This window comes from Candidatus Sulfidibacterium hydrothermale, from assembly GCF_020149915.1.
Classification (GTDB): Bacteria; Bacteroidota; Bacteroidia; order Bacteroidales; family F082; genus Sulfidibacterium; species Sulfidibacterium hydrothermale.
This window is the reverse complement of sequence record NZ_CP083760.1, coordinates 2,458,184-2,475,014: the sequence shown is the minus strand read 5'-3', so window position 1 is coordinate 2,475,014 and position 16,831 is coordinate 2,458,184. Positions and strand designations below refer to the sequence as shown.

The 16,831-nt window shown below is 42.2% G+C and carries 18 protein-coding genes; 13 read left to right on the top strand and 5 right to left on the bottom strand.

Annotation, left to right across the window (positions count from 1 at the left end; all coding sequences use genetic code 11):
* Nucleotides 1–194: 194 nt before the first annotated feature.
* The 12 genes from LA303_RS10140 (at nt 195) to LA303_RS10085 (ending at nt 12,157) form a co-directional block, all read left to right on the top strand.
* A complete protein-coding gene (locus LA303_RS10140; RefSeq protein WP_240525218.1) occupies nt 195–2,468 on the top strand; it encodes a TonB-dependent receptor in 2,274 nt (757 codons plus the stop codon).
* 82 nt (nt 2,469–2,550) lie between these two features.
* Complete coding sequence (locus LA303_RS10135) at nt 2,551–3,564, top strand: hypothetical protein (RefSeq protein ID WP_240525216.1); 1,014 nt, start codon at nt 2,551–2,553, stop codon at nt 3,562–3,564.
* Nucleotides 3,545–4,570 carry a 4Fe-4S binding protein gene (locus LA303_RS10130; protein WP_240525214.1) on the top strand — a complete coding sequence of 342 codons (1,026 nt, stop codon included), beginning with the start codon at nt 3,545–3,547 and terminating at the stop codon, nt 4,568–4,570. The genes LA303_RS10135 and LA303_RS10130 overlap by 20 nt, the downstream gene beginning before the upstream one ends.
* 3 nt (nt 4,571–4,573) lie before the next feature.
* Nucleotides 4,574–5,845, top strand: coding sequence for a double-cubane-cluster-containing anaerobic reductase (locus LA303_RS10125; protein WP_240525212.1), 1,272 nt, complete (start codon nt 4,574–4,576; stop codon nt 5,843–5,845).
* Between the two features lie 12 nt (nt 5,846–5,857).
* On the top strand, nt 5,858–6,655 hold the full coding sequence (locus LA303_RS10120) for an acyl-CoA dehydratase activase (RefSeq protein WP_240525211.1): 798 nt from the start codon (nt 5,858–5,860) through the stop codon (nt 6,653–6,655).
* Between the two features lie 81 nt (nt 6,656–6,736).
* Complete coding sequence (locus tag LA303_RS10115) at nt 6,737–7,564, top strand: 4Fe-4S dicluster domain-containing protein (protein ID WP_240525209.1); 828 nt, start codon at nt 6,737–6,739, stop codon at nt 7,562–7,564.
* A 4-nt stretch (nt 7,565–7,568) separates the two neighbouring features.
* Entirely contained in the window at nt 7,569–8,501 is a 933-nt protein-coding gene (locus tag LA303_RS10110; RefSeq protein ID WP_240525207.1) for a NapH/MauN family ferredoxin-type protein, read from the top strand.
* Complete coding sequence (locus tag LA303_RS10105) at nt 8,498–9,175, top strand: ABC transporter ATP-binding protein (RefSeq protein WP_240525206.1); 678 nt, start codon at nt 8,498–8,500, stop codon at nt 9,173–9,175. The genes LA303_RS10110 and LA303_RS10105 overlap by 4 nt, the downstream gene beginning before the upstream one ends.
* A 4-nt stretch (nt 9,176–9,179) precedes the next feature.
* The gene (locus LA303_RS10100; RefSeq protein ID WP_240525204.1) at nt 9,180–9,668 is read left to right on the top strand and encodes a hypothetical protein; all 489 of its coding nucleotides are present in this window, start codon (nt 9,180–9,182) and stop codon (nt 9,666–9,668) included.
* A gap of 63 nt (nt 9,669–9,731) precedes the next feature.
* Nucleotides 9,732–10,562: an ABC transporter permease gene (locus LA303_RS10095; protein WP_240525202.1), complete on the top strand. Its 831-nt coding sequence runs from the start codon at nt 9,732–9,734 to the stop codon at nt 10,560–10,562.
* A 23-nt stretch (nt 10,563–10,585) separates the two neighbouring features.
* Complete coding sequence (locus tag LA303_RS10090) at nt 10,586–11,539, top strand: pentapeptide repeat-containing protein (protein ID WP_240525200.1); 954 nt, start codon at nt 10,586–10,588, stop codon at nt 11,537–11,539.
* Between the two features lie 12 nt (nt 11,540–11,551).
* Entirely contained in the window at nt 11,552–12,157 is a 606-nt protein-coding gene (locus LA303_RS10085) for a YceI family protein (RefSeq protein ID WP_240525198.1), read from the top strand.
* 5 nt (nt 12,158–12,162) lie between these two features.
* Here the strand turns inward: LA303_RS10085 and LA303_RS10080 are convergent, their stop codons facing one another.
* Genes LA303_RS10080 through LA303_RS10065 form a run of 4 tightly spaced genes read right to left on the bottom strand, consistent with a single transcriptional unit; the run spans nt 12,163 to nt 15,121 of the window.
* Nucleotides 12,163–12,621 (bottom strand): RrF2 family transcriptional regulator, encoded by a 459-nt coding sequence (locus tag LA303_RS10080; RefSeq protein WP_240525196.1) that lies wholly within the window; start codon nt 12,619–12,621, stop codon nt 12,163–12,165.
* A gap of 49 nt (nt 12,622–12,670) precedes the next feature.
* Nucleotides 12,671–12,997 (bottom strand): metal-sulfur cluster assembly factor, encoded by a 327-nt coding sequence (locus tag LA303_RS10075; RefSeq protein WP_240525195.1) that lies wholly within the window; start codon nt 12,995–12,997, stop codon nt 12,671–12,673.
* Nucleotides 12,990–14,300, bottom strand: coding sequence for a heme-copper oxidase family protein (locus LA303_RS10070; RefSeq protein ID WP_240525193.1), 1,311 nt, complete (start codon nt 14,298–14,300; stop codon nt 12,990–12,992). The genes LA303_RS10075 and LA303_RS10070 overlap by 8 nt, the downstream gene beginning before the upstream one ends.
* Complete coding sequence (locus tag LA303_RS10065; RefSeq protein ID WP_240525192.1) at nt 14,300–15,121, bottom strand: DUF2249 domain-containing protein; 822 nt, start codon at nt 15,119–15,121, stop codon at nt 14,300–14,302. The genes LA303_RS10070 and LA303_RS10065 overlap by 1 nt, the downstream gene beginning before the upstream one ends.
* 198 nt (nt 15,122–15,319) lie before the next feature.
* On the opposite strand from LA303_RS10065, the gene LA303_RS10060 reads away from it, so the two are divergent.
* Nucleotides 15,320–16,360 carry an endonuclease gene (locus LA303_RS10060; RefSeq protein ID WP_240525190.1) on the top strand — a complete coding sequence of 347 codons (1,041 nt, stop codon included), beginning with the start codon at nt 15,320–15,322 and terminating at the stop codon, nt 16,358–16,360.
* Here the strand turns inward: LA303_RS10060 and LA303_RS10055 are convergent.
* Nucleotides 16,344–16,817, bottom strand: coding sequence for a TrmH family RNA methyltransferase (locus LA303_RS10055; protein ID WP_240525188.1), 474 nt, complete (start codon nt 16,815–16,817; stop codon nt 16,344–16,346). The genes LA303_RS10060 and LA303_RS10055 overlap by 17 nt on opposite strands.
* Nucleotides 16,818–16,831: the final 14 nt, after the last annotated feature.

Sequence of the window (16,831 nt, the reverse complement as noted above, 5' to 3'; positions counted from 1 at the left end):
ATGGCGATTATTTACTTGAATAGCACTTATTGTTCAGCCTTGTATCCTGCATGAACCGCAAATTAGTTTTAACATTGGGATTAAGTTTTTATTTTAATTGGAAAATTATTTTGTTTTTTTGAAAGAAACAGGAAAAAAATACGTTAAAGGTTAAATTACGTTTTTATGGTTAATCATTAAAAGGAAAAGGATTTATGAAAAAGATTTACTTTCAGTTATTTTTTCTTGTCTTGTTTACGCTGACAGGGATGACAGTGTCTGGCCAGAATACAGGCATGATCAAAGGGACGGTAACTGATGCCAATACCGGCAAACCGCTTGCCCGTGTGGAAGTTTATATCCATCATCTGAAACTGGGAGGCGTGAGTGATAGTAAAGGTCATTATGTAATTAAAAATGTTCCGGCCGGAAGACATGCTGTAGAAGCTAAATTATTGGGTTATTTTCCGAAACATTTTGAAGATGTAAAAGTGAAAGCCGGCGAAGTGACCACTTTGAATATTAAAATGGAAATGACTTCCATTACTTTTGATGAAGTGGAGATCTCCGCTACAAAAATTCCACAAACGGTAAGAACCGTCAGTTCTCCGGTGTATGTGATCGATAAAAAATCAATTGATCTGACCACGGAGCGCCGGAATGTGGGGGAAGCCATGTTGTCTATTCCCGGTGTGTTTACTGAAGACCGGCGTCATGGTGAATCCAACGTGATTAGTTTCCGTGGTGTGGGATTGCATACATATATCACCCGGGGTATTTTGGTTTTGGTGGACGGTGTTCCTATTACCGAAGCCTCAGGACGAACCTTGTTTGAAGGGGTGGATATGGATCATGCCGAAAAAATTGAAGTGTTAAAAGGACCGGTTTCGGCATTGTATGGACCAAATGGAATTACCGGTGTGATCAATATCATTGAAAAAAGTCCGGAAGAAGGGTTTCATGGAGATATTAACGGGTCTTACGGCTCTTATAATTTTCAGAAATTTAGCGGGGATGTAAATGGGGGTAAAGGAAATTTCCGCTACCTTGCCAAAGCCGGTTACTACCATACCGATGGCTACCAGGATCGTACCGAATATACCTCCGGAAGAGCCGGTATTAAATTGATTCAGGACTTTGGGAAAATGGGCAAATTACAATTTACCGGTGATTATACTAAAGATACATCCCAGAGTGGTGGTCCGTTAGATAGTATTCAGTTTGTGGAAAGATCACGCGTAGCTACCCGGAAATTTACCGGATGGACCAATGAAATTTATCGCTTCAACCTTCATTATGATAAACAATTTGGAGAAAAAAGTGATCTTTTCGTTAATAGTTATTTTAGTGGCAGAAATACCACCGGACACTACCTTGATACCAAATGGGGAGAAGATAATGTGAGAATGTATGGTGGAGAAGTTCGCTATAAACTGGTTTCTAAAATTTCGAGTGCCAAAAATTATTTTGTTGTAGGTACCAGTTTCGACCGGCAAACCGATGATAACCATACTTATTCCCGTGATGGTGAAACAGGGGTTATCGGTAGCTTGATTTGGGCCGGAAAAAGTACTTATGACATGCTGGGAATTTATGCCGAAGACCGGGTAAGCCTGTTTCAGGAACGCCTCGACCTGACTTTTGGTCTGCGGTTTGACTATATTGGTTATGACTGGGAAGATAATTTCCATACCGGAGATGATAATACCAGCGGAACTTCCAGCTTAACCAACTTTAGTCCGAAATTCGGATTTGCCTACAATCCGCTTGAAAATCTGACGGTATTTGGAAATATTTCAAGAGGATTTAATCCGCCTCAGATTTCACAGCTTTTTACCAGTACTTACGTGATCCCGAATCCTGATTTGAAACCAGAATATCTGACGAATTATGAAATTGGTGTCCGGGGAAATTTGTGGAAAAATGCGATCCATTATCAGGTTTCCGTATTCCGGATGGATTTTACCGATCAGATTGTTTCGGATGGTTATCCGGCTACTTATATCAATATCGGAAATACTCGTCATGATGGGGTGGAAGTGTCGCTCCGGTATCATTACAAGAGAAAGTTCACGGCTTTTCTGGCTTATTCTTATCTGAATGCTACTTTTATAGACAATCCGGATACTACGCTTATCGGAAACCAGCTCCGGAAAACGCCGCACAATATGTTTTCGGCCGGAGCAACGTATGCCTTTGATTTTGGCTTGAGTTTTACGGTTGATTATCAGTTTATTGACGCATATTACATGGATAACTATGACCATTTTAAATATCCTGGCCATTCTCTTGTGAATGCAAAAGTAAATTACCGTTATAAGAAATTTACAGCTTCACTGGCAGTGAATAATATTTTTGATGTGAATTATGCTACCTGGGCGTATGCCGGTAAACGATACGATTATGTTACCCACCAAACGGTTTGGTATCAGTATTATTCACCAGGTTGGCCTGTTAATTATGTCTTATCTGTCGGATATCATTTTTAATTTAAATAAAAAATAAAGATATTGCGATACCCAGAAGCAGGTATTGCAATATCTTTGTTTATTCACAAGAAGCAGTTGCCCTATGAAAAGGTTTACAATTACCGGAGGATATTTTTTGTGGTTGCTTTTATTGGCCTTGGCTGTAAATGCACAGGAATCTCCTGTTTGGTTATCGAATGTACCGCCCGGCCGTTTAAGAAAAGAAGTTTCAACGTATGGAATGCATCGGCTTTGCACCATGAAAAGGCACCGCGGCAGGGGAGGCCCGATCCGGGTGATTCAATGGGTTCGCCGGGGAATTTCTGTTGAGCATGCTGCTTACTTGTCGCTCCCTGACAGTCTGGATAAACAGACTTTTGTGTTTTCTCCCAAAAATAAACGGGTGAAATCAAAAATCCTGAACATAAAAGGGAAAAGTGTGGTAGAATATGTGGATAACGCAGAAGGTTATTGGAATGTTTATCTTGTGATTAAACAGCTTTCGGGGGACACGCTGTACGTAAATATTGCTAAGGCCGAGTTGCTGAGCCATAGCTGCCGTAACGGCCATCCTAATGTGCGAAAAGCGGTTCTTCCGAGAATTTTTCCGGAAAAAATTCCGTTCGAAATTGTCAGAGAACGTCACATAAACGAAAATTTCCATTTCTTTATCGCATCAGGCGACAAGTTTACTTATAAGCCGATGTATCAGGGGAAACCGGTGGCTGGAATACCGATTGTGTTGAGTACAGAAAAGGGATGGGTAAACCGGAAAATGACCAACCGCAAAGGCGAAGCGACATTTCAGTTTATTCAGGATTATTTTTCAAAATGGAGCGAAATCCGGGGGCGTAAGATTTATTCCTATATGATCTTTTCTGAATTTACCAAAGAACAAACCGGTACTTTTCGGGGAAAGAATTATCGTTATGTACATTATGTTACCTCTATGTCTGACGGATATTTCCCGTCGAGAACCATGTACCAGTCAATGGTATGGGGACTTATTATCTTTATCATATCCTTGGTGATAATCAGTATTGGTGTTTTTGTATACCGTGAACGGAGAAAGAAACCTTATAAAGAATATATTTTTGATGAAAACGAAAATAAGTAAAATCAGAAGGTGGGTAAACAATGGTAATGTATCCCGGTTTCGTTTCTGGATACAGATTATCGCATTTATTTTGTTTGTTTATGGCAGTTATTTTCTCATACAGGTAGGGCAAAATCTTCCCACTTTTGCCTGTCCGTACAATCCGGGCAGTCCCGGAACCTGTTTTCTGATGTCTGTTCAGCACCGGATGCATACCTCTTTTTCGGCGCTATTCAGCTGGCGGGGTGTGGGATTCTTAACTTCGTTGCTCTCCTTTGTCTTGTTCTTTATTATTTTTAATAAAGCCTGGTGTGGATTTCTTTGTCCGTTGGGAACCATCCAGGATTGGATCACTATGCTTCGTAAACGTTTGGGAATCAGAGGTGGACAGTATGATGAGAAAAGTTTTAAAAAGCTTAGCTGGATAAAATATGTTTTATTGGCCTTGCTTTTCCTTATTCCCCTGGCAATTTCCAACTCGTTTTTTGGCTTGCCCAAACTTTCGCATGATTTACATACGCCGTTTTGTCAAATTTGTCCGGCACGGATTATTTTGCCGCTTTTTTCGGGGGACACATCCCAGTTGAGTATTAATTTTTCCAGTACGGTAACCATTGTGATGTCGTCGCTTGCCATTATTATTTTGGCACTGTTTTTTGTGGGGTCGTTTGTAAAAAAACGTTTCTTTTGTTTTTTCTGTCCCATGAGTGCGCTGCAATACCTGTTTTCTAAGATCGGGATTTTGCGTTTGACGAAAGTGGGGGATAAATGTACCCGCTGCGGAAACTGCTCACGGGTTTGCGATATGGGTATTTTATCCATTGCAGAAGATATTACCAGTGTGAATGTGGTGACCGATAATTGTATGATGTGTTTTAAATGCGTGGAAGCTTGTCCGGAAGAGGATTGCCTGAACGTAAAAGTATTGAATTTTAAAATTTTCACATCTACAGAAGAAGGCTTTTTTAAACGTTATAATCCGGCCGGCGATTCCAAAGAACTGCCGTCGGAGCAATCAAAAAAATAAAGTATGCAACATACTGTGAGTAAAGACCGGTACGAGCGGATGAGAAAAACAGGGAGTATTCATTACTCCATGGAAATTAAGCGAAACCTTGCGGAGATGGTGGATAAATTTCCCGATAACCCGCAAGGAATGAATTATTTCTACGATCGTTACGAAAAGTTTCTCAGTGGTGATGATACTTCTTATCAGGGAAAAAAGGTGGTGGCTTCCATGTGTATTCATGTTCCGCTCGAATTGATTTACGCCGTGGGAGCAGTGCCGGTGCGTATTTGCTCCGGCGCTTATTCGATGGACCAGATTGGAACCGAGTTTTTGCCGGCGAAAACCTGTCCGATGGTAAAATCAACTTTAGGGGCCATCTATCTTGATATTTTACCCGGTAATATTGACCCTGTTCTCATTGTAAATCCGGCTACCTGCGACCAAAAGAAAAAAATGGGCGAAATGGGGGATGAACTGGGTAAACCACTTTATCTGCTTGAAGTTCCCCCTACTAAAGATACGGAAGAAGCCCGCCGTTACTGGCACCGGGTGATTAAAAAATTTGTAAAAAAACTGGAATCGGTTACCGGAAATAAAATTACACGCCGGAGCCTGAAAAGAGCCATTAAAATGGTGGCGAAAGCACAAGCCGAATATCGCCGGTTTAATCAAATCAGAAAAACAGCCCCGGTTATTTACGGTAAAGATGCCATTCTGGTGACCAATGCCTATTTTTTTGATGATATTGAGCGGTGGACACAAAAATTATCAGAACTCAACGATGAGCTTGAAAAACGGATAGAACAAAAAGTTTATGTCGGAAAGGCCCATTCTCCCCGTATTCTTTTAACGGGTTCGCCCAGCATTTTCCCCAATGTAAAACTTCCTGTTTTAATTGAAGAACTGGGTGGAGTGGTGGTTTATGAAGAGTTTTGTTCTACCAGCCGGATGATTTGGGATACCGTGGCGGTGGACGAATGGTTTTTGTATGATATGATTCCTGCCGTAGCCGACAGGTACCTGAAACCCAGTACTTGCCCTAATTTTAGTCCGAACGACGACAGAAAAAGAAAAATTGCCAAAGGAATTGAAGATTTTAAAGTGGACGGGGTAATTTATCAGACTTTTACCGGTTGTCAGTTGTACGATATGGAATCGCGGACGGTAGGAAATTTTGTAGAGAGTCTGGGGGTATCTACCCTGTTTATTGAATCGGATTACAATCCGGATGACTTCGGGCAGCTTACCACCCGCCTGGAAGCGTTTCTTGATTCATTGAAAAATAAAAAATAGCAGCAGAGAGAGATGAAGTATTTTGTAGGAATAGATATTGGATCGACAACCATAAAAATTGCCATTATCAACGAAGAAAAAGAACTGGTGGCCAAAGGCGCTTCGCCTACCGGAAGCCGGTTTAATCAAAATGCAGTGGATGCGTTGGATTTGTTGCTTTTTCGAAATCATATCCAAAAAGAAGATATTGCTTACACGGTTTCTACCGGTTATGGAAGAAAATTGTTCAAAGGAAGTGACGAAAATGTCAATGAGTTGACAGCGAACGCTGTAGGAGCAAGGGCTTACCAGCAGGAAGGCGTTAAAATTCGAACCATTATCAATGTGGGCGGACAGGATACCAAAGTGATTCTGCTCGATGAAAACGGAGATATCAAAAACTTTGTAATGAATGACAAATGTGCAGCAGGTACCGGCCGTTTTTTGGATATTGCTGCCCGTAATCTCGAAGTGGATATCGTAGAGATGGAAGGCTTGCATTTTGAAGCCAAAGATTCTCCTTTGCCGGTTAACAGCACGTGCGCCGTTTTTGCCGAGTCTGAAATTATATCCTTGCTTGCCGCCGGTCACCAGGTCAATGAAATTGTTTCCGGAATCCATTATTCCATTGCCCGGCGGATTGCCCGTTTGGCTGCCCGCGGACGCATCGAAGACGATGTTTTGTTTGACGGTGGAACAGCCCTGAACAAAGGCATGGTCGATGCCCTGGAAAACGAGTTAATGCGAAAAATTTATATTCATCCTCACCCCCAATTTACTACCGCGATTGGTTCAGCACATATTGCCTTAAAAAAATTCTTCAAAAAATAGTGTTTAAGTACCTATTATATGTATATTTGGTCAATATTACTAGGGAAAAAAGAATGCTTAACTAATTAAACGCGTGCCAGTATGAAAAGACAAACCGATGGACTTAACCGCCGTCAGTTTCTCAAATCAAGTGCCATTGCGGTGGGCGCTATGGCTGCCGTGGGTGTCGGGGTAGGGTACTTGCAAAAAGTAACTACCGAAAAACGGGTAAACCAAAAATTTCTGAGACCTCCGGGAGCAATTGACGAAACAACTTTTATTTATGCTTGTATTAAATGTGGCCTGTGTATCCAGATTTGCCCGGTGAAAGCCATTAAATTTGCCGGAATCAAAGACGGGCTGGCTTATGGAACGCCTTATATCGATGCCCGTGAGCAGGCCTGCGATCTCTCCTGTGATTCCATTCAATGTGTGGAAACTTGTCCGACAGCTGCCCTCTATTTTATTCCGTTTAAAAATGCAGGGGAAAAAGCCATTGAACAATATGACAAAACGCATAAAGCCGACCCCAATTATAATCCGTTTCCGGTTCAGATAAAAGCCATGAAACGGCAGGTAAAAATGGGGGTGGCAGAGGTAAATGACAAAACCTGTCTTGCTGTTCTCGGAAAAGGATTTAAAGGAACTCCCCGCGGGAAAGATTTCAAAGGCGTTAACCGGTCTCCTTACGGAGATTCCCCGAAAGCAACTCCATTGCGGGATAAACAGTATGACGAAAAAATTTGCGATATCTGTGTAAAAGAGTGTCCGATGGGTGATGAAGCCATTGTGCTGGATAAACAAACCCGCCCGGATGGTTCTGTGTCTTATCGCCCGAAGGTGCTCGACGGTTGTGTGGGCTGTGGCGTATGTGTGATGGTTTGTCCGACCGAAGAACCCAGCATTGTTGTTAAACCTGTAAATGCTTAGCCTTATGTTTGGAAAAAAGAATAAAACACCTCTGCCGGTGAAGAGCAAGGAAGAGATGCCTTATACCAAAGCAGGTTTGAGCTTTAAAGAGTGGCGTGAAAAATTCGGTGGGCGACATAAATGGCGTACCATCCGCTGGACAGTGCTGATTGCCATTAATGGCTTGTTTGTTCTCTCTTTTATGTTTGACCTTTCCATGTTGGAAGGTTCCTTAAGCGGCTCACGACTTATCGGTTTTTATCTGATGGATCCGTTTAATACTTTACAACAGCTGGTGATTTCGTTTTATACCGGCCACTGGGTGCATCTGACCATGAACTTTGTTATTGGAGCCAGTACCATTTTTATCTTTTACTTTTTGATGGGCGGACGCTCTTTCTGTTCCTGGATTTGCCCCTATCATTTCCTGGCCGAATGGGGCGAAAAGCTGCATAATTATCTGGTGAAAAAGAAAAAAATTAAAGAACATACCTACAACCGGTATTTGCGTTATGTTTTTTGGGCAGGTTTTCTTTTGCTGGCTTTGCTTACGCAGAACCTGGTTTTTGAAGATTTAAATCCGGTAGGTATTCTCTCGCGTGCCATGATTTACGGCCCGGGACTGATTCTGTTGTGGATTTTAGTGCTGATTGTTTTTGAAATTGTTTACAGCAAGCGGTTTTGGTGTCGGTATGTTTGTCCTATCGGAGCCACTTACAGTATGGTCGGACAACTTTCGCCACTTGCCGTGAAATTTGATCTGGATAAATGTGCGCATTGCCTTGATTGTCAGACCGTATGCCTTGTTCCGCATGAGCTTTGGTTTGTTGAACGGGGAAAAGCGACCAGCAAACGCCATGATGTGGGAGCAGATTGTACCCGTTGCGGATTGTGTATTGATATTTGTCCGGGAAATGCCTTGAGTTATACAGTTAAAGGTTTTGACAGAATTTTATGATGGAGAAAGAAAATAATCAGCCGGTGATCCGGGCAAGAGGATTGAGCAAATCTTTCAATAAAGTAAACGTTTTGAAAGAGTTGTCCGTTGATTTTAATGAAGGCGACCGGATTGCCCTGATCGGACAGAATGGTGCCGGAAAAACAACATTGATTCGTTGTATTTTAGGACAGTATGTTTTTGACGGAAGTCTTGAAGTACTGAATAAAAGCCCCCGCCAGCATCGGGTGGAAATTCTGAAAGAAGTGGGGTTTGTTCCGCAAATTCCTCCGCCACTGAAAATTACAGTGAAAGAATTGTTGCGGTTTTTTTCCGATTTAAGCCATACCTCGCAAGATGAATATGTGGATATTGCCGAAAAACTGGGGCTGAAAATTGCCGACAGTTACAATAAGCCTTTTGTGGCTTTATCTGGTGGTATGAAGCAGAAGTTGCTGGTTTCGTTTGCATTAGGTAAAAAACCGGCTATTTTGCTGATGGATGAACCTTCTGCCAACCTCGATCCGGCTGCCCGGGAAATATTTTTTGACTACCTCAGCCGGTATAACAAAGAAGCGCTTTTGGTTTTGAGCAGCCACCGGATGTCTGAAATATCCGGTTTGGTAAACCGGGTGGTAGAAATGGATTTTGGAAAAATTGTTTTAGATAAGATTTTAGAACCTTTAAAAAATTAAAAAGATGAAAAAATTTATGTTTCTTCCGATTGTTTTGTTGTTTTTGGCTTCTTGTAGTCATGCTCCTGATTTCTCTCCCCGTAAGATTAATTACGACCGGGATATTTGTGCCCAGTGCCTGATGGGAATTGCTGATCAGGAATATGCTGTTCAGGCCATTAATTCGTATGGCGATGTGCTGTGGTTTGATGATATCGGATGTCTGCATGAATACATGAAAAGTCCCGATTGGAAAAAATTTACCGGAGGAAAAAAAGTACAAATCTGGGTAGGCGACAGCGAACATAAAGGCAAATGGTTAGATGCCGAAAAAGCCTATTACAACTTCGGAAAACATACGCCCATGGGATATGGTTACAGTGCTGTGGCACAGCCCAATGATTCCACGTATACTTTTCAGCAGATGTTTAAACGGATTGATGAAGGGAAAACCATGCGTGAAGAGTTTTTGAAAGAACATAAAATGATGGGAAAAGGAATGAAGAAAAAATAACGAGAACGATTTCTCGTTGGTTTTCTTTTTTTGCAGGTTCTCCCGATAAGTAACAGAAAAAATATGGCAAAAGGTTTGAAGTCGATTTTGGTTCTGGATTTGAACCAAAGTCTGAGAAGTAAGGGTTTTTGGATATACAGCATTTTATTTGGCGGATTTGTGGCCTTTATGTTTGTTTCGGGAATTACCGAAACGCAAATTATCGGCTTCGTGGGGTTAGGGCGCCTGATGGTTACCTTTATGCAGGTTTGTATGGTGATTATCCCTATCTATGTTTTGATAACCGTGGTGCGCTCTATTGTAGGCGACAAGGAGAGTAATGTAATGGAATATATGCTCTCGTTACCCGTTTCTTTGAGCGATTTTTACTGGGGAAAGTTTTTTGCCAAATTTATTGTGATTTATATCCCGTTATTGGTTTCGCTTACCGGAGCGGTAATTTGGGGATCCGTTACCAATCTTGACATTCCCTGGGATATGTTTGCTTTGTACAGCTTTTTGCTGGCGGCCATGGTTTTCTGCTTTCTCGGAATCGGCATGTTTATTTCTGTTTATGCCCGTTCGCAGGAAATGGCAGTGAGTACTGCTTTTGTGCTTTGGCTGATGCTGGTGGCTTTTATTGATCTCTTACTGATGGGAATGTTGCTGAAACTTCGGGTCAGCCCTAACGTTGTTATCGGATTGGGAATGCTGAATCCGTTGCAGGTTTTCAGGGTGGGCGTTCTGGTTCTTTTTGATCCAAAACTGACCGTAATGGGAGCTGCTGCTTATTTTATACTGGATACGGTAAGCCGGGGTACCTTTATTGTTTTTTCTGTGCTTTATCCTACGCTGCTGGGCTTTTTGTTTGGATGGCTCGGAAATCGCCGGTTTAACCGGAAAGATATTATTTAATTTTTTTGATTATTGCAGTTCAGATGATACGTTTTGTTCGAATAGTACCGGTGATCGTTTTGTTTTTTGGACTTGTGGCTTGTGGAAATCAGGCTTCAAAAGAGCAGCAAAAGACATCGACAAAAAGTATGTCCGCTGTCCGGCCGGACGGGAAGAATGGACCTGTTGTGATGAAAAAAGTGGCCAATTTTTTAAGCCCGCATGAAATCGACAGCATTGTTTCCATAAAGACCACGCGGCGCAGCGGAAAAGTCCGGGCCAAAGGCATTAAGCCGGTACCGCAAAACGGCGACGATTTTCGCCGTGCCATGTTGGATAAAGTGTACTGGAACGGTGTACATGTGGAAGAAGGTGATTTCCGCGGAGCCAGTATGCGTTCGGCTAAATGCAGCGAAAGTAATTTTAGTTATTCCGATTTCAGGGCTGCTGATATCCGCTGGACACTTTTTGACCGTTCGTTACTTGAACATTGTGATTTTAGCCAGGCAAAGCTTTTTCATGACCATGTGACGGATTCACGGCTGGACAGCTCCGATTTTCAGGGGGCCAATATGTTTGGAATGACCGGACACCGGGCTTCGTTGCGGTATTGTAATTTTACCAATGCCCTGATGAAAGATGTGGAGTTTACCCATGCTGATTTTAGCCATTCCATAGCAATTCACACCCGTTTTATACGGGGCGTGCTTACCCAATCCCGATTTGACGATTGTATTCTGACCGGTTCTGATTTTACCGGGGCCGGACTGGAAGGCGCCAGTTTTAAAAATGCCATTTTAAAGCGGGTGAATTTTGGTGGTGCCCATTTGCAGGAAGCCAATTTTACCGGGGCAGACCTCGAAGGCTGTAATTTTTATGGTGCCGAAATGCGAAATACCATTTTTAAAGAGGCTAAAAATATTCCGGCAGAACTGAAAAAGTTGCTGAAAGATGATAAAATTACCGGGGTTATTACTGAACGTCATATTGCTCAATAACAACTGGACACGATGAAACAAAGACTAATTACATACCTGTTTTTCTCTTTTTTGATGAGTGGTTCGGTATTTGCCATGGAACCGGTAAAAGGAGATACTACAGAATATCGTATTGATACGGTGCACAGCCGCCTTTACTGGTCGTGTAATATCCATCACGGCTATATGTATTTGCAACAGGGATGCCTGAAAATGAGTGGGGAAAATTTGATTGGTGCTGATATCCTGATGAAAATGGACAGCGTATTCGATCAGGATATTACCTATCAATTGATGAAAAAGACATTGCAAAATATTTTACGCTCCGATGTCTTTTTCAATACCAAAAAATATCCTTATTCGCGTTTTGTTCTTGATCATGCCCGTCACATAAAAGGCAGTGAGTACGAAGTAACCGGTGATCTGGAACTCACGGGAGTGGAGGGCTGTATAACTTTTAAGGTGCGTATTTTGAAAAAAGGAGACCATCTGGAGATCAAGTCGGATAAGTTTTATATCAACCGGCTGCGATGGGGTATCACCAGTTATTCGGCCCATGTGGCTAAAAGCCGTAAGAACTTTATTGTGAGCGACAGTATTGGGATTTCTTTTGATTTGCGGGCAACGCCCAAAAAATAAAAGCGTTATTCGTTTTCTTTTTCTGCCCGGTAAAAATCCATAAATGCTACTTCATTTTTTAAATCTTCGCGCATCTGCCGGATGGTTTTTTCCGAAAGGATTTTAAAGAAATTTCCCCGGACAATCTGATAATCTTTATGGATAGGGCAGGGGCGTTCTTCATTGCATTCGTGAAGCCCCAGTCCGCAGGTGTTGAAAAACTGTAATCCTTCCAGCGCATCAATAATGGCCAACAGGCTAATGTCGAGATCTTTTTCTTCCATGTAAAAACCACCGTGCGGACCTTTGGCTGAACGGATCAGATGTTTTTTGGTAAGGTCTTGCAATACTTTCCCCAGGTAATGCTCCGGAAACTCCAGATCCTGGGCCATTTGTTTCAGCCCCAGCTTCTTTTCTTCCGAAGCATAAACCGAGAGATAAACCATGGCCCTGATCGCGTATTCTGTAGGTTTGGAGAAAAACATCTTTTCCGTTTTTAAATCACCTTGATGTTAGAATTATTTTTTTATGATCTTAAAAACCCTCAATAGCCTGGCGTCCGGCTTCTGTGATCATTTCAGGTGACCACATGGGTTCCCAAACCAACTCTACTTCGATTTTAAAATCGGGATAGTTCGATTGCAGGACCACTTCCACGTTTTGCATGATGGTATCGCCCAGCGGACAGCCCCGTGTGGAAAGTGTCATGACCACTTTAATGGTTTTTTCTTCTTCGTTATAATCAATTTCATAAACCAGACCCAAGTCGATAATGTTAACGGCTACTTCCGGGTCAATAACGGTTTTTAATAATTCTGCAATCTCTTTCTCTTTTTCTGTCAGATGATGAATGTCACTCATTTTCTATAATTTTTTCTTTGTGAAATACAATTTTAAAAACATTGATGTTGTACAAAACAGCGGTAATTAAAAACATGGCCCCGGCCGACTGAATGAGCCATGTCGCTTTCATTAGCTCTCCGGCCATTAAAAAAGCAAAAGCCACATAGTAGGTTTGCATATGCCAGCGCGCAATACGATCGGAATAAATTTCCTGGGGCAACGGAATTTTTTGTTTCCCTACTTTGGCAGAGTATTTTTGCAGCCACACAATAAAAGGGAGTGTTTTGTAGGTTTGTCCCAGTATGAGTGCTGTCAGAAAACCAAAGATAATGCTCATTATAAAGGCAACATCTACCTGGATTTGGTAATCTTGTAAAAAGTCAGGCGCGGCAATTGCCAAAATTCCCAATACAAGGGTTAGTACCGAAAGCAAAAAAGCGGCTTTGGAAAGTAACATGCCGGTATCCAGGTTTTTACGAAACCGGTGCTGGAAAGCATACCGGATAAAAGCCAGGTAAAGGATGATTCCGGCCAGGATAAATAAAGTCGATACAATTACGGCCCAGGGTTTCGGATAGAAATATAAAACCGAAGACAGGGCAATAACTCCGGCATTCAGCAGATAATAGGCATATTTTAGCAAATGATCAGGCAGTTTGTGAATGATCAGAAACATGGGCATTAGCTTGCTGGATACACCGATAACCAAAAATAAAAACCATCCGGCCAATCCCAGGGTCAGGTGCATTTTTAATAAATCCAAAACGCTTACCGGGATATAAGGATGAGCAAAATTGATAATCATTAAAATGGCCAGCGAAACGGTTAAAACCAGATAAATGATACCGGTTACCACAAAGATATTTCCCATATCCATCCGGTCAGACCGGGATGCACTCACCAGCGTGTTGATGGCAAACAAAAAAACAGCAGTGAGCACAAGAGTGCCGGATATTTCGAACCAAAGCCAGTCTTGCTTGGGGCCGAAATCGGCTTCCCAGAAACTGTATACCAGAATGAGCAAACCAATGCCAAACAACCAAAAAGTAATTTTAGCCAGAATTTCGCTGTAAAGCTTCACCTCCATGACCACCGGAATAAGCTGATACAAAGAGCCGAAGATAATCATGGTGATGAACCCCAGGACCATAAGATGCGTGATTGTCAGCATTTGCGGATTAAGGTGGAACGGAAGCAGCAGGTGAGGGGCTGCCACGGTTAAGACAAATGCTGCGGTAAGAAACATCAGTGCCGCAAAAATAAAATGGGGCAAAACCACCGAAGGTGACGGGGCATTTTTTGTACTTAATCCTGCTTGCATTATTTGTAGATAATAAGTTTTAAATTCTCTTCGTTAACAGGCTTTTGAACCAGTTGAAAACCGCGGTTTTCCAGTTCGGGTAAAAGGTATTGGGGCAGCCGTTTATGGTGAACGTACAGGGCTTCTCCCGGCGAGAGTTTTTCCAGCTCTTCCAAAACGGTTACCATAGGCATGGGCATTTCCATGTTGCGCACATCAATTTCTCTCATTTTTCCGTCGAAACGTTTTTCAACCGATTCAAAATCATCTTCTTTTGAAGTATGAATTTCGGTAATTGTTTTGCCGTCTTCCGGCTTCCCGGCTTTTTGCAGATAGGTATGAACCACGCCCGGTTCGGGACGTTCCGTTTCGTATTCATATCCCCGTTTTTTCAGGATATTCAAAATCGGAATGGGCTCAAAAGTATTAATGATCAAAAGGGTTTGATCGTCATTCATACTTTTAAGTGTCTTCATGATGTCGTCAAACGGATCAATGCCTTTGGCCAGTATGGGACGAGCGTCCAGGGTTACAATATTTGTTTTGTCCATCACTTTTTTATCGGTTAAAGAATTATGGTTCGTATTTTTTACTTCTTCATTTTCAGGGTAATCCGAAAATTGCACGGCGTAGCCGTGTTGTTGTAATTTTTTCAGAAATTCTTCTGTGCTGATTCCGCCAATCCGGGCGGCGTCGGCTACGCTTACGCGCGAAGCCAGCATTTTACACAATATCGGATTTTTTAACTTGCGAAAATGCTTATTGATTGAAGCAATGACATCAATCACATTTTTGTCTTGCTTTATGATTTTTGAAATCTTTGTATTTCCGGTAATGACCATCTTTTTTTAGTTGAATTCTGCGGCAAAAATACACTTTTTTTTAAAATAAAAGAGTAAAAGGTCTTTTATTATTTTATATTTTTTTATTTGTCAAAAAGGGGAGATTTTTCTCTTTGGGATATCGTTGAATGGAAAGATGACGGGGCTTCCCGGTCATATGAAAATTATTCTATCTTTGCGGCTTATATTTTTTTGCATATGAAACGATTCTTACTTTCTTTTTTCTTTTCCTTATTGGGCTTTGTTCTTATTGCCCAGATTCCGGATGGTTATTATGATGGGGCAGCCGGATTAAAAGGAAAAGCCTTAAAAACAGCGCTATACAATATCATTAAAGGGCACACGACCTATCCTTATACGAGTAGTTCGACAGATGTGTGGGATATTTTGAAGGAAACCGATCGCGATACAGCAAATCCTGACAATGTAATTTTGTTGTACACCGGCCGGTCTGTAAATGCCGCTCAGGAATATAATAACGGGAAAGGATGGTCGCGTGAGCATGTCTGGGCCAAGTCGCGGGGCGATTTTGATACCGACCCGCCGGCGGGTACGGATGCTCATAACTTACGTCCGGCTGATATTTCTGTAAACAGTGCCCGTAGTAATCGTTGGTTCGATTCCTGTACGGTAAAAGTTTATGATGATGGAGTATTTACCGGAAGTTATACAAGTACTACCCGTTGGGTTTGGCAACCCCGGAAAGAAGTGAAAGGCGATGTGGCCCGCATGATCTTTTATATGGCTACCCGTTATGAAGGTGAAAACGGAGAGCCTGATCTTCAGCTTATTGATTATCTTCCGGCAGATGTTGATACGCGAGAACCGCTTTTTGCCATGTTGCATACTTTGCTGCGCTGGAGTGAAGAAGATCCGGTAGATGCTTTTGAACGCCATCGTAATGATGTGGTTTATTCTTATCAGCATAACCGCAATCCGTTTATTGATCATCCGGAGTATGTGCAACTCATTTGGGGGGATACGACAGCCACGGCGATTCCCCATTATGCAGAAGCAAATTTTTCTGTGTATCCCAATCCTGTTTCGGATGTCCTGCATTTTTCAGGACAGGTTCCGGCTGTAAAATATCTTTATTCACTGCAGGGAGAGCTGTTGAAAACCACTGCTGCTGACCGGATTGATATGCAATCGCTCCCGGATGGATTGTATTTTGTACTGGTAAAAGATGAAAAAGGTACGGTCCTTAAAAAGCAGAAAGTAGTTAAAACGGCCCGGTAGTTTCGTTTATCTGCCGGCGTAGCCATTCAAACAGGCTAATTCCTAAAGCATGACTGACATTTAGTGATGAGATAGGGCCGGGGATGGGAATAAAAACCTTTTGTGAGCAGAGCCGGAGGAGTTCGTCCGAAATGCCGTACCGTTCGTTCCCGACTACAAAAGCAATCTTTTCCGGAAGCCGGGTCTGGTAAATGTTTTGTGCATCTTCAGTAGTTTCAATGGCAACAACTTCATAGTCAGCCGGTAAAACTTCCGGTAATTTTTCCGGTGAAATAATTTCCCAGTCGGTTTTTTCGCTGGCGCCCGAAGAGGTGCTTTTGATTTTGTAAGAACGAAATCCCGGGTCTTCTTTATATACCAGCCAAACTTTGGTGGCATGAATATTGGCAGCCAGCCGTAAAATGGCCCCCACGTTCATCGGTGACTGGATATGATCGGCTACAATAACCGGTTGCACAAAGCCCGCTTTTT

Bases quoted from the DNA above. Each gene is read 5' to 3' on its own strand.
- LA303_RS10095 (WP_240525202.1), top strand. From the start codon at position 9,732: ATGGCAAAAGGTTTGAAGTCGATTTTGGTTCTGGATTTGAACCAAAGT.
- LA303_RS10110 (WP_240525207.1), top strand. From the start codon at position 7,569: ATGTTTGGAAAAAAGAATAAAACACCTCTGCCGGTGAAGAGCAAGGAA.
- LA303_RS10080 (WP_240525196.1), bottom strand. From the start codon at position 12,621: ATGTTTTTCTCCAAACCTACAGAATACGCGATCAGGGCCATGGTTTAT.
- LA303_RS10120 (WP_240525211.1), top strand. From the start codon at position 5,858: ATGAAGTATTTTGTAGGAATAGATATTGGATCGACAACCATAAAAATT.
- LA303_RS10140 (WP_240525218.1), top strand. From the start codon at position 195: ATGAAAAAGATTTACTTTCAGTTATTTTTTCTTGTCTTGTTTACGCTG.
- LA303_RS10130 (WP_240525214.1), top strand. From the start codon at position 3,545: ATGAAAACGAAAATAAGTAAAATCAGAAGGTGGGTAAACAATGGTAAT.
- LA303_RS10070 (WP_240525193.1), bottom strand. From the start codon at position 14,300: ATGCAAGCAGGATTAAGTACAAAAAATGCCCCGTCACCTTCGGTGGTT.
- LA303_RS10125 (WP_240525212.1), top strand. From the start codon at position 4,574: ATGCAACATACTGTGAGTAAAGACCGGTACGAGCGGATGAGAAAAACA.
- LA303_RS10090 (WP_240525200.1), top strand. From the start codon at position 10,586: ATGATACGTTTTGTTCGAATAGTACCGGTGATCGTTTTGTTTTTTGGA.
- LA303_RS10135 (WP_240525216.1), top strand. From the start codon at position 2,551: ATGAAAAGGTTTACAATTACCGGAGGATATTTTTTGTGGTTGCTTTTA.
- LA303_RS10065 (WP_240525192.1), bottom strand. From the start codon at position 15,121: ATGGTCATTACCGGAAATACAAAGATTTCAAAAATCATAAAGCAAGAC.
- LA303_RS10115 (WP_240525209.1), top strand. From the start codon at position 6,737: ATGAAAAGACAAACCGATGGACTTAACCGCCGTCAGTTTCTCAAATCA.
- LA303_RS10085 (WP_240525198.1), top strand. From the start codon at position 11,552: ATGAAACAAAGACTAATTACATACCTGTTTTTCTCTTTTTTGATGAGT.
- LA303_RS10105 (WP_240525206.1), top strand. From the start codon at position 8,498: ATGATGGAGAAAGAAAATAATCAGCCGGTGATCCGGGCAAGAGGATTG.
- LA303_RS10100 (WP_240525204.1), top strand. From the start codon at position 9,180: ATGAAAAAATTTATGTTTCTTCCGATTGTTTTGTTGTTTTTGGCTTCT.
- LA303_RS10075 (WP_240525195.1), bottom strand. From the start codon at position 12,997: ATGAGTGACATTCATCATCTGACAGAAAAAGAGAAAGAGATTGCAGAA.
- LA303_RS10060 (WP_240525190.1), top strand. From the start codon at position 15,320: ATGAAACGATTCTTACTTTCTTTTTTCTTTTCCTTATTGGGCTTTGTT.